Below are 12,128 nucleotides of genomic sequence, written 5' to 3' on the forward strand. Positions count from 1 at the left end.
TCACAGGACCGCACAGCTCGCCGCGAGATCCGCCGCCTCGAACGCCTCATCGACGAGCTGCTCGACCGCCACGGCACCACCCTGCGCGACGAACCAGGCATCGGCCCGATCTCAGCTGCCACGCTGCTGTGCGAGGTCGGCGACCCGACCCGGTTCGACCGCGAGTCCAAGTTCGCCCGCTGGTGCGGCACCGGCGCCGTCGCCCTGTCATCAGGCGAAGGCGCCGCCAACCCCGTCAAGCACCGGCTCGACTTCAGAGGCAACCGGCGCATCAACAGCGTGCTGCACGTCGCGTCGGTCACCCAGCAGCGCAGCCAGCCCCAAGCGATTGCCTACCTCGCCAAAAAAGCCACCGAAGGCAAGACCCGACGCGAAGCCAGACGAGCCCACAAACGCCAACTCGCCAACCGCGTCATCCGACGAATGTGGCGCGACGAACAGACCCGAAATCAGCCCTTCGCACTCGCCGCTTGACAAGGGAGCGTCTGACAGGCCCGTGCGCGGGGCAGGGGCGCCCGCGCGCAGTTGTGCGGCGCCCCAGGCCCACCCAGCGCACGCACCAAGCGCCGCATCTGTTTGAAGCACGGGCGCCCCCTGCGTTGCGCATCTTGGGTGCTTCAAGCCCGTTCCGCTGGGCGGTCAGGTTCGTGGCTCGCACCTCGGGCGCCCCTGCCCCGCGCACCCCGGGCGCACATCAGGATGGCTGGCAGGCTTATGGAGGCCCAGCGCTAGCGGAACAGGTCCTCGGCGGGATCTCGGATGATCTCTGAGCGCACTGAGGCACGCCGCAACCAGGTGGGATCGACGCCCCGCACGATTGCGACCGGCACGCCCCGCGCCTTGCCGCACACCAAGTCGGCGGCAGAGGCAATCTCGTCGGCTACGCACACCTCGGTGACCATCAGCTCCCGACCCAGTGCATCGGCGGTGCCCTTCAGGTCGACGACGGCGGCGATGCCCGCGCAGCCGATGGCCACGTCGGTGACGCCGCGCCGCCATGGGCGTCCGAACGTGTCGGAGATGATGACTCCGACGGTGCGGCCCGACAGTGCCCGGATTCGATCGCGGATCTTGTTGGCGGAACGGTCGCTGTCATCGGGCAGCAGCGCGGCGTAGCCCCGCTTGACGTTGGACAGGTCGATTCCGGCGTTCGCACAGATGAAGCCGTGCTTGGTCTCGCTGATGATGAGATCGCCGCGGCGGCGCAGGATGCGCACCGATTCGCGCTCGACGAGCGGCTTGTGCGACAGCGGGTCGTCGGGATCGATCGGCTCCATCGCGCCCTCGGCCTTGGAGACGATCTTCTGCGTCACCACGAGCACGTCGCCGTCGCGCAGGCCCGCGGGCGATCCCGCGCAGGCACTCGAGATGACCGCTCCGAGATCGGCACCGAGGGTGATCTCGCCGATGCCTTCGACAGGGTGCAATTCGATGGTCACGTGGTTCCCTTCGCACTCGCAGCTTCGAGCGTTGCCCGGGCCAGCGCGGCAGCGCGGTCCGGGTCGGCCATGATCGTGTCGGTGACGACGGGCGTCATCCCCGCTTCGGCCACTGCGGGGGCGAGGTCGTCATCGGCATGGTCGATCACCAAGGTGCCGGCGAAGTCGGCGTACAGCCGTGCGACGCCCGCAACGCTGGGCTCGTGGCCCAATTCGCGCATCATGGCGCCGGCGGGCCCTTTGATCGATGCGCCGCCCACGATGGGTGACACGGCGACGACGCTGTCTCGCCGACGGCACAGCGTCTCGCGCACCTGCGGCACGTCCACCACGGGGCCGATCGAGACGAACGGGTTCGATGGTGCGACCACGACGGTGTCGGTGTCTCCCAGCGCTTCCAGCACACCCGGCGCCGGTCTGGCGGCATCGATGCCCGCGAAGCGAACCGCGCTCACCGCGATGCCGTGCTGATGTGCGACGAAATAGTCCTGAAAGTTGATCTCAGCGGCCCCGACGGGCTCTGCCGGTGTGATGCGCGTCTGGATCGGATCGTCGCTGACCGGCAGCAGTGTCAGTTCAAGTCCGAACCTGGCAGCGATCTCGCCGGTCACCTGCGACAGAGACGCGCCCTCGCTGCGGCGCTGGGTGCGGAACAGGTGCAGCGCAAGATCCAGGTCGCCGAGCTTGAACCAGTCCTGTCCGCCAAGGCGCCTCAGCTCGGTGAGCACGCGCCAGGTCTCGCCGGCCCGTCCCCAGCCGGTCTCGGGATTGATCTCGTCGGCGAGCGTGTACGTCACGGTGTCGAGATCGGGGCTGATGTACAGACCGTGCAGCGTGAAGTCGTCGCCTACGTTGACGATCGCGGTCACCTCGGCGGGACGGCGCACCCGCAGCAGTCCGCTCAGGAACCGGGCTGCCCCCACCCCGCCAGCGAGGACGGCGACCGAATCCGCTGCACCATCAGCAGTCGGTCGTTCAGCCCCCAACACAGCCTGTGACGCTAGCGACCCGGTGTCGCAGCGCTGGAGGGTGATGCCCAAGCACTGGGTGTCCAGATGCCGTAGGAATCGCCGTCTGCTTGCACCCCGACCTCATAGAGCGTCGTGTTCTGCAAGCCGGTGATCTCTGTTGGCGAGCTGACATTGCGCATCGTCGTCCACGACCCGCCCACTGGCCGGTATCGCACTCGGTAGCCGGACGGCTCGGCACTGCCGACGTTCAATGGCGGCCTCCAACTGACCTCCAACCCCCGGTCTCGCGGTCGCACAGCGAAGTCGCGTGGCACCCCGGGCCTGTCGGTGCGCGGATCGCAGTCCGGGTCCAGCCGGCGCAGGGCGTCGATTGCAGCCTCGACAACGGAATCGGCGACAGCTGCGGTCCCGCCGAAGATCGTGAGCTTGACAGCACCTGCATCGGGAGTCGGACTCCCCAAGAAGCCGCATGTCGGGTCCGGCAGGACCTGCTCGGAGAGCAGCAACGGAGCGTGCAGCAGGCCCAACAGCGTCCCGCCAACCAGCGCATCGGGGAATTTCCTGCCGTTCGCGAGGCCGAATTCGTCAGTGTCGAAGCAGCGGTCAGTCAGCGACTGTGCGATCTCGACTGCTGTCTCAAAGCGATCCTGGCCCCACAGGCGCTGCACTTCGATTCCCAGCTCCTCGAGTTCTTCGGCGACCGAGACGTCGATCGCGGCCAGTCCGCCAGCAATCACGACCTGCTCGATGTCAAGGTCCACGACGTATTGCTTGACGGCCGCGGGAAGCCGGTCGCGCTTCGTCAGAAGAGCCGGATGCGGGCCTGCGAAGGCGAGCGGCGACAGCGCGAGAGCATCGGCAAATGTCTCCCCGTTGGCAAGCAATGCCGTCCGGAGGCCGTCCCCGCAGAAGCTGCCGATCTCGTTGGCGCCGATCTTGCGCGCAATCGTTGTCACCGTCCGGTAGCGATTCACGCCTTCCAGCCGTTCAGGCGCACCGTCGATCAGCTCAGACAGCGAGTCCTCGACATCGGTTGAGATCGCGGCAGGGCCCCCCGCGATGATGAGGTCGGTGATGCGATGGCTCTCGATGAACTCGCGCGTAGCTTGATGGAGCACGTCTGAGGGCGTCAACAGGATCGGCGCATTGAGCACGCTCGCCAGCGGGGTGGCTGCCAGGGCGTCGGCGAAGAACTCCCCGGAGGCCACGATGACGGTGTCGATCGCGCCGGCCTCGGAGACGAATTCGGTGGCGATTTCCACCGCAGTCTCGTATCGGTCGACCCCCCACAGCCGATTCGATTCGATCTGCGACGCAGCGCCAGCCGAAGTCCCGACTCCTACGACGGCCGTTGCAGCCAGCATTGCGGCCACCACTGCGAGCGGTGGGCGCCGCCGGCTGGCGGGCGGGCGGAGTGCCATCCGCGGCACGGTATCGGAACCCGTCGGTCATACGGGTGAGCCTCAGAGCGATCCCACGTGACTTCACAGCGATGCCGGTGCCCCGTACCCTGAACCGAGGCGCCACAATCCCGCACCCGGGACTCGCCTCTCAGCCGGAACGACCTCCATCGGTCCGGTCCCGAACGCCGCCGCGCCCCGACGCCCGCACTCCACCCACCCGATCCGGAGCCGACTCGTGCCGACGGCCTTCATCACCGGAATCACCGGACAGGACGGCCAGTATCTCGCCGAGTTCCTGCACGGCGAGGGCTACCGGGTCGTCGGGCTCATCACCGGCCAGCGCAATCCGCGCTCTGAGGCGATGGCTGCCGACCTGCCCTATGTCGAGCTCGTGCCCGGCGACCTCGCCGACCTCGGGTCCCTCATCGCCGCGCTCGAGTACACCCAGCCCGACGAGGTCTACAACCTTGGCGCGATCAGTTTCGTGGCGCTGTCGTTCAAACAGCCCGAGTTGACCGCCAACATTTCCGGTCTGGGCGTGCTTCGACTGCTTGAGGCAATCCGCCTTGTGGGCGGGGTGGAGAATCCGATCCGCTTCTACCAAGCTTCGTCCAGCGAGATGTTCGGCAAGGTGCGCGAGACCCCTCAGAACGAGCTGACTCCATTGCACCCGCGCAGTCCATATGGCTCAGCCAAAGTGTTCGGCCATAACACCACCGTGAACTACCGCGAGAGCTACGGGTTGTATGCCTGCAGCGGCATCCTGTTCAACCACGAGTCGCCGCGACGCGGCCTCGAGTTCGTGACCCGCAAGGTCACCAACGCCGTTGCGCGCATCAAGCTGGGCCTGCAGGACGAAGTAGCGCTCGGAAACCTCGACGCCAAGCGCGACTGGGGTTTCGCCGGCGACTACGTGCGGGCGATGCACCTCATGCTGGCGCAGCCCGAGCCCGACGACTACGTGATTGCGACCGGGCACACCCACGCTGTGCGCGACTTCGTCCAGCTTGCATTTGCCGCAGCGGGCATCGACGACTGGGAGCGCCACGTTCGGATCGACCCCCGGTTCTTTCGCCCAGCTGAGGTCGACCTGCTGGTGGGCGACGCATCCAAGGCCAAACGGGTCTTGGGATGGGAACCTCGGATGACATTCGACGAATTGGTGACAACGATGGTCTCCCACGACCTCGAGATCGAGCGGCGCAAGCTGCAGTGATGGACTCGATGCCGACGCGTGCCATACGGGCGATCGTCGCCGCGGCAGTGCTGGCCGCCACGCTGGCAGTAGCGGCGCCTAGTGCGGGTGCTCAGCAGAACGAATACCGACTGGCGCCCGACGTGATCATCGTGGAGGGCCGCGGCTTCGGCCACGGCAATGGTCTGAGCCAATGGGGAGCGCTCGGCTATGCGCTGGACTACGGCTGGACCAGCGAACGCATCCTTGGCCACTACTACAGCAATACCTCGCAAACCGACATCGCCGAACGGGATATTTGGGTCCACCTGACGCGCAACCGTGGCGACTTGCTCGTCACCTCCGAATCTGCGTTCAGCATTGCCGGTCGCGACTTCGGCGGCGGGGCCGTCGCTCGAGTCGGCGTCAGCGGTGGCGACTTCTGGGTCCGCTCGAACAGCGGTTGCGGAGCGAGGGGCAACCTCGTCGCCGATGGGCTGACAGCATCGAGCCGTCGCGGAGATCGTTTTGTGGAGGTGCTGCCCAGCAACGATGACTTCGGTGTCGACGACCAGTCTCAGATGCTCGTGATGATCTATTGCGACGACACCGATTCAGCAGTGGAATCGATGCGTGTCGCGTACCGCGGCTCGCTCGCAGTGGTCGATCAAAACGGTCCAGTTGCCGTCAACCGAGTTCCGCTAGAGCAGTACTTGCGCGGTGTAGTGCCGCGCGAGAGCATCCCCGAGTGGGGTGCAGCAGGCAACGGACGCGGCATAGCGGCGTTGGAAGCCCAGGCCATCGCGGCCCGGTCCTATGTGCTGTCGCTCGCTGCTGCACGTGAACGCCGCGGCATGTTCACCGACACGTGCGACTACTGGAATTGTCAGGTCTATGCAGGTGCCGCGAAGAACGGGCAGGGCCTTGACCATGGCACCCGCTACATCCACACCAACACGGCCATCATCAATACTGCCGGGCGAGTCCTCGTTCACCCCGACGGCCGGATTGCGTTCGCCGAGTTCCATTCTTCCAGTGGCGGCTGGACCGCCGGAATCGACGAGGGATCCCACTTCCCGGGTGTTGAGGATCTCGGCGATGCCACGCAAGGCAACCCGAATCACGCATGGGAAAGTGGGATCCGTCGCTCAGACATCGAGACCAAGTTCCCGGACATCGGCCAGCTGATCTGCATCGAGGTGACGCACCGGAACGGGAACGGCGCCTGGGGGGGTCGGACGCGCGGGCTCCGTCTCGTCGGGACGAACGGTGTCGAGGACTTCGAGGACTACAGGGGTGTTACCGACGGGCGATGGGGCCGATGGGCCCGCGATCCGTTCCGGCGGGCGTTCTCGCTGAGGTCGGACTGGTACCGCTTCTCGCAGTTCGATCCGAGCTTCACGTGCGAGCCGGGGTCGGGCGGTACACCCGTAGAAGCGAGCGGTCCAGGCTTGTGGGTGTTGAAATCAGACGGGACGGTCCTCGCCGACGGCGCCGCTGAGCACTTCGGCAATGGCACGTCTTCGTCGACTCGCTTCGTCGCGATGGCTGGGCAACCCGGCGGCGAGGGCTATTGGTTGGCCACATCCGATGGCGACGTTCACCGATTCGGGGACGCTGGCGATCACGGTGATGCGATGGGTGTCAACCTTGGGGAGCCCGTCGTGGCAATGGCTGGCCACCCTGGGGGCGCCGGTTACTGGCTCGCGACCGGCGACGGCACGGTGTTCGCATTTGGTGCCGCCGGACACTGGGGTGGCGTCGCTCACTTGCGTTTGGCGTCGTCAGTGGTGGACATCGAAGCCACACCGACGGGTGACGGCTACTGGCTGGCACTCGCCGACGGTCGAGTGCTGGCGTTTGGCGATGCGTATGACGGCGGCTGCGGTGCGCCACTTGGCGCCGACGAGGTTGCGATCGGCTTAGCCGTCAAGCCTGATGGCGAGGGCTACTGGCTCGCCGGGGCTGATACCGCGGTGCATGCGGTCGGGTCGGCCGAGCACCACGATGACCGGGCGGACCGGCAGAACCGTCTGCGGACGGTCGCCATCGCCGGCACTGCTACTGGTGACGGCTACTGGTTGGTATGGAGTGACGGAACCAGTTTCAACTACGGAGATGCGCCGGACTACCGCACCTCTCGGGCGGGTTCCGGCGTCGTTGCTGTCGAATCGGTGCGGTAAGCAACTGTGCGAAACGTGACATCGCCATGATTTCGCCCGTCTCCACCGGACTGTCATCCGAGGGCGCCGTGGGTCCGGCAGTCCTGGCACCTCCACCGGCGGTAGCAGCCATCGTCACGATGGGATCGCGATGGTCCGACACCGAGGCCACCTTGCGCGCATTGGCTACGCAGGACTATCCGCGGCTCGCCGTGCTGGTGCTGTGCGATGCGGAGGGCGCACAGGGCCGCCGTGTTCAGGAAGCGTTCCCAACCGCCGCTGTCGCAAATCGAGTGTCGTCACGACGGAATCGCAGCCGCGGCCCGCACCGCCAGCGCACGGGAGCAGTCAACAATCGGGGCGCGTCGCTGGTGCGTGGAGCGGACTATCTCCTGTTCTTGTCCGATCGCGTCGCGCTGGCAGCCGACGCCATCAGCACCCTGATTGAAGACGCCGAGAATGCCCCAGGCAGAATCGTCGGCATCGCCGGCCCCAAGCTGCTGGACGCCGACGACGCCGTGACGCTGCGCGATCTGGGCGGTACAGCAGACCGTCTCGGCGTTCGAATTCCCGTCGCCGGCGAAGGCGAACTGGATCAACAGCAGCATGACGAGGCCCGCGATCTGTTCGTGGCGCCAACCGAAGCCCTCCTCGTGCGTGAGGACTACTTCCGCATCGTCGGCGGGTTCGATCCTGCACTGGAAGGCGACGGCGCCGTCGTCGACTTGTGCTGGCGGATTCAGCTGTCCGGTGCTCGCGTCCGTGTCGTACCGGCCGCAACCGGGCTGCTGGGGCCCGAAGTCGCACGCGCCCCGCAAGGGCCCTCGGTGCGCCAGCACGACCACCGTGCTCGGCTTCGCACCCTGTTCAAGTGCTACGGGTGGGTGCACCTGCTGCCGGCTGCGGCGCTCGCAGCCTTGCTCGCAGCGGGTGAGGTGCTGTTCTCGGCGCTGCGCGGGAGGTTCGCTCAGGCCGCCGATGTGACACTGGCTTGGCTGTGGAACGCGCGCCATGTGGGAGGCACATTCGCGCTGCGAGGTGCCGCCAAGCGTTACCGGCGGGTACGCGACGCCGATCTGCGTCGATTGCAGCAGGGCGGTTCGGTGCGAGTCGCCGACTGGCTCCGATACCGCCTGAGTCCCGAAGGAGGTCTGGCTGCACGAACCACCATCGACGAGAGCATCTTGGGCACATGGCGACGTAACGCCCACCGATCCGTGTGGGTGGTCTGGCTGCTCGTGCTCGGCGCCATCGCCTTCGGCTCCCGCCACCTGCTGCGGGGAGGCATCCCCGCGTACGGTCAGTTCTCAGCGTTCGCCGACGCCGGCGCGATGCTCGGGGCGTATCTCGACGGTTGGCGCGACAGCGGTGTCGGTGCCGCGGGCATCGGCCATCCGGCGATGGGCTTGCTGGGCCTCGGCGGGACCGTCGCGCTGGGCGCCACAGGACTGTTGAGAGGTATCGCCGTCTGGGGCCTGGTCCTGGCCGGCCTTGTCGGCATCTGGAAACTGTGCGCGTCCTCCCCGAGTCGCAATGGCCGGTTGGTGGCACTGGTGCTGTACGCCGCCTGCCCGCTGCCGTACAACGCGTTCGCTGGCGGTCGCTGGGACGTGTTGCTGGCCTACGGGACTGCACCGGCGGTTGTGTTGCTCGTGAGCCGGCTGATCGGCGCCTCCCCCGCTCGGGCCTCCCGCGACGGAAGCCGGCGCGGCACCTCAGCCAGGGTGGCATCGCTTGGGTTGCTCTTGGCCGTGGCAGCAGCCTTCGAACCGTTCATCGTCGTGCTGGCCCTGGCTGCGGCGTTGGCCCTCGCCGTTGTGGAGTTGATGAGGCGAACGGCGAGCCGCGAGCCGATCGGTACACCGCTTGCCGGATTGCTGCAGGTTGTCGGCGCAGTGGCGCTCGCTTTCGTTGCGCACCTTCCCTGGCTGATCGAGTTCGGTTCATTGCAGGCCTACCTCGATGCCTCACTTGGCAGTCGCACGGCCTCGACGCCGTCATCGCTGCCTGAGCTGCTGCGATTCCAGACCGGTCCGCTCGGCGAGTTGCCGCTCAACTGGGGGCTGGTGGCTGCTGCAGCCGTGCCGCTCCTGGTCGCACGCGGCGTTCGGTTGTGGTGGGCGGTACGCGGCTGGCTGGTAGGGCTTGCCGGCTTCGCCCTGGCGTGGGCCATCGTCGCAGGATGGGCCGATGTCCTGGTGGGCGAGAGGTTGTTGGGACACTCGCTGGCGGCGGTATCTCTGGCGCTGGGGGCCGTGGGTCTGTGCTGGGCGGCAACTTCGGGACCGGCGGCGCTCGCAGCCGACGACGGCGACACGCCGCCCCGGATTCGCAGTGCGATGGTCTTGCTGTGCGGCATCGCTGTCGGGGCCATGGTGCTCCCTACGGCGTGGGCATCGGTCGACGGCAATTGGTCAGCTCCGGGTTTCGACCACCGAGTGCCGTTGGGACTGGTCGACGACCGCGATGTCGGACCCGACTACCGAGTCCTGTGGATCGGCGCTCCAGAGGTCTTGCCGCTGCGTGGCACCGATCTCGGCGTGGAGGGACTTGCGGCGGGGACTTCGGTACGGGGATACCCCGACGTGAGGCACTCGTGGGCGACTCCGCAGGCACCCGGCACCGAGCGCCTGCTTGAAGCTGTTCGGATCGGGCTGGCGGGCGACACGCTGCGGTTGGGGAGGCTGCTGGGGTCGTTCGGCATCAGGTACGTGGTGGTGGTAGAGCGCTCAGGCCCGTCGTACTCCGATGGTTGGGACCGACCGGTGTCATCGGCTATCTCTGAGGCACTCGCCTCCCAGATCGATCTGCGCCCCCTGGCGGCGGATCCATCGGTGCAGGTGTTCCGCAACGAGGCGTGGTGGTCGTCGCGTTCGCAGTTCGAACAGCCGATCCCGGCCAGCTTCGCCACTGATCCGGTCGACCTCGTGGTGAGCGATTTGAGCGACGGCATCGGGGTGCTCACCGACTACCGGTCGGCCACGAGCCAATTCGGGTCTGTGGGCGCCGGACCTGTACTGGTGGCTGAGACCTACGACCCGGGCTGGTATCTCCAGATCGGGGACACACGGACGGAGCCGACTCCGGCGCTGGGTTGGGCGATGCGCTTCGATCCTCCCCACGCTGGGCAGGCTGAGCTGAGCTATGAGCGCTCGGTTGCCGTCTCTAACCGGACGGCGGCTCAAGCGCTGATCTGGCTGGCGATGGTCTGGGTTGCGATCGGCCAGCCCACGCCGCTCGCCGATCGCGTGACTGCCTCCTTGAAGCGGTTGGTACGACGATGAGGATCATCCGCTGGCTGCCGCGGCTGTTGATCCCGCTGCTGATCGTTGCGGCCTTGGTGATCGATGCGCGTATCGATCGGGACCCGCCGACGGCCGCGGTCAACGGGCGTGAGGCGCTGACGCGAGTCGTGGTACCGCCACCTGACGCATTGACGTCGAGCTGGTTCTGCCCGGTCGTCGGCATGCGGGTTCCGGTTCGGGGATTCGGCGAGACAACTACAGAGCTGCTGCTGACGAACATGACCGGTGCAACGGCATCGGTATCGGTCGAGCTGCGCGGCCGTACGACGGGCCGGCAATTCGTGAGGGCTGAAGTTGCACCGCAGAGCACCGGGGTCGTGAACACCTCCGACTATGCGCGCGACGAGGTCATCGGGGCGCTGGTGGAGGCCTCCTCGGGCGGTCTGGCAGTGACGCGGAGATTCGTGTCCCCGCTCGGGGTGGACGAGGCTCGCTGTTCAAGCGTGCTGGCCCCGAACTGGTACGTCCCGGTCGGGGACACCCAAGCCGATGCGCTGGGACTGCTCGCAATCATGAATCCACTGCCGCGGGACGCAATCGTCGATGTCACATTTGCCTCGGAGGCGGAATTCGGACCGTTCGTCGCACCAGCGCTGACTGGTGTGGTGGTACCGGCGTGGAGCACGGTTGTCGTCAACGTCGGCGAACATGCACGTCGCAGGGATGTTGTGGCTGCATCGGTGCGGGCCCGCACAGGTCGCGTCGCGGTGGATTCCTTCGCGGCCTACGACGGGAGCATCGGCCGGCGTGGCTTTGCTGCGGAGCTGGCTTCGGTGAACCTCGGTGGACGCTGGCTCGTGCCGGTAGCCGGTATCGACGATGGAACACACCTGTGGGTACGGATCTTCAATCCCTCCGATGAGGTCGCGGAAGTCGTCGCATCGGTGGTGGCTGAGGGCTTAGCGGGTGACCGTGTGGCCTTCGCGGTGGCATCGCACGATGTCACGGAGTTGACGATCTCCGCGCCTGGCGAACTGGCACCTGGACTCGACACGCTCCTCGCCCCGCCGGGCCTCCCATTCGGAGTCTCCGTTGTCTCGCAGAACGATGTCCCGATCGTCGTGTGGGCGGAGACGCTGGTCGGCACCCCAGCGAGCCCGCTGACCGACATTGCGCTTGCCTCAGACCGTGTTGACGCTGCCGCCGAGTCTGTCTCCGAGCTTTCCGGCGGCGAGTCTTCGACGGTGGTCGCCCAGACCGACGAATCGGCTTCGGCCGGCACGCAGACCGGCGACCCTGAATCTGACGATGCTGACGTAGAGGCAGTGGTCGAGATCCGCCCGCCCGTGCTGAGGGCGCAGTCGGGTTTGGCATTCGTGCCCGGCATCGTCCAGACGAGCGATCGATGGCTGGTCGTCGTCGGGCCCGAACCCGGCGCTGAGGCGTTTCTGACGATCATGGTCGATCCGCTGGCCACTGCCGCCCAAAGCGCTGACCCCGACGCTGATCCAGCAGTCGAAGGGGGCAGCGACCGCCGGGTCGTGGTCGGAACGCTGAACGGTGAGACGGTCGCCGTCATCGACGTGCCAGCATCGGGTGTGGTCACGCACCGGCTCGGCAGCGGCACGACTCGCCTCCTGGCGTCCGACACGCCGTTCGCAGTGTTGCTGTGGCAATCACGGATCGGCGGCGTCGGCTTGAGCGTGGCCCATCCGCTGAGGTGGTGAAGCGCCG

8 protein-coding genes are annotated in these 12,128 nt (G+C 67.0%); 5 read left to right on the forward strand and 3 right to left on the reverse strand.

What is annotated here, in order from left to right; translation table 11 throughout:
- The first annotated feature begins 126 nt into the window (after nt 1-126).
- Complete coding sequence (locus tag ACOCMM_RS06970; protein ID WP_419554835.1) at nt 127-474, forward strand: transposase; 348 nt, start codon at nt 127-129, stop codon at nt 472-474.
- Between the two features lie 254 nt (nt 475-728).
- Here ACOCMM_RS06970 and cofE read toward each other — a convergent pair whose 3' ends face one another.
- The 3 genes from cofE to ACOCMM_RS06985 are packed head-to-tail and all read right to left on the reverse strand — an operon-like array spanning nt 729 to nt 3,831.
- A complete protein-coding gene (gene cofE, locus ACOCMM_RS06975; RefSeq protein WP_419552456.1) occupies nt 729-1,439 on the reverse strand; it encodes a coenzyme F420-0:L-glutamate ligase in 711 nt (236 codons plus the stop codon).
- Nucleotides 1,436-2,428: a 2-phospho-L-lactate transferase gene (gene cofD / locus ACOCMM_RS06980; RefSeq protein ID WP_419552457.1), complete on the reverse strand. Its 993-nt coding sequence runs from the start codon at nt 2,426-2,428 to the stop codon at nt 1,436-1,438. The genes cofE and cofD overlap by 4 nt, the downstream gene beginning before the upstream one ends.
- A gap of 11 nt (nt 2,429-2,439) precedes the next feature.
- The gene (locus ACOCMM_RS06985; protein ID WP_419552458.1) at nt 2,440-3,831 is read right to left on the reverse strand and encodes a cell wall-binding repeat-containing protein; all 1,392 of its coding nucleotides are present in this window, start codon (nt 3,829-3,831) and stop codon (nt 2,440-2,442) included.
- Between the two features lie 217 nt (nt 3,832-4,048).
- Here ACOCMM_RS06985 and gmd point away from each other — a divergent pair, with 217 nt between their 5' ends.
- Genes gmd through ACOCMM_RS07005 form a run of 4 tightly spaced genes read left to right on the forward strand, consistent with a single transcriptional unit; the run spans nt 4,049 to nt 12,121 of the window.
- Nucleotides 4,049-5,029, forward strand: a complete 981-nt coding sequence (gmd, locus tag ACOCMM_RS06990; protein ID WP_419552459.1) for a GDP-mannose 4,6-dehydratase — start codon at nt 4,049-4,051, stop codon at nt 5,027-5,029.
- Entirely contained in the window at nt 5,029-7,170 is a 2,142-nt protein-coding gene (locus ACOCMM_RS06995; RefSeq protein ID WP_419552460.1) for a SpoIID/LytB domain-containing protein, read from the forward strand. The genes gmd and ACOCMM_RS06995 overlap by 1 nt, the downstream gene beginning before the upstream one ends.
- Nucleotides 7,171-7,196: 26 nt before the next feature.
- On the forward strand, nt 7,197-10,433 hold the full coding sequence (locus ACOCMM_RS07000) for a hypothetical protein (RefSeq protein ID WP_419552461.1): 3,237 nt from the start codon (nt 7,197-7,199) through the stop codon (nt 10,431-10,433).
- Entirely contained in the window at nt 10,430-12,121 is a 1,692-nt protein-coding gene (locus ACOCMM_RS07005) for a hypothetical protein (protein ID WP_419552462.1), read from the forward strand. Before ACOCMM_RS07000 ends, ACOCMM_RS07005 begins: the two co-directional genes overlap by 4 nt.
- The last annotated feature ends 7 nt before the right edge of the window (nt 12,122-12,128 follow it).

The organism is Candidatus Poriferisodalis sp. (genome assembly GCF_965198245.1).
Taxonomy (GTDB): Bacteria; Actinomycetota; Acidimicrobiia; order Acidimicrobiales; family Poriferisodalaceae; genus Poriferisodalis.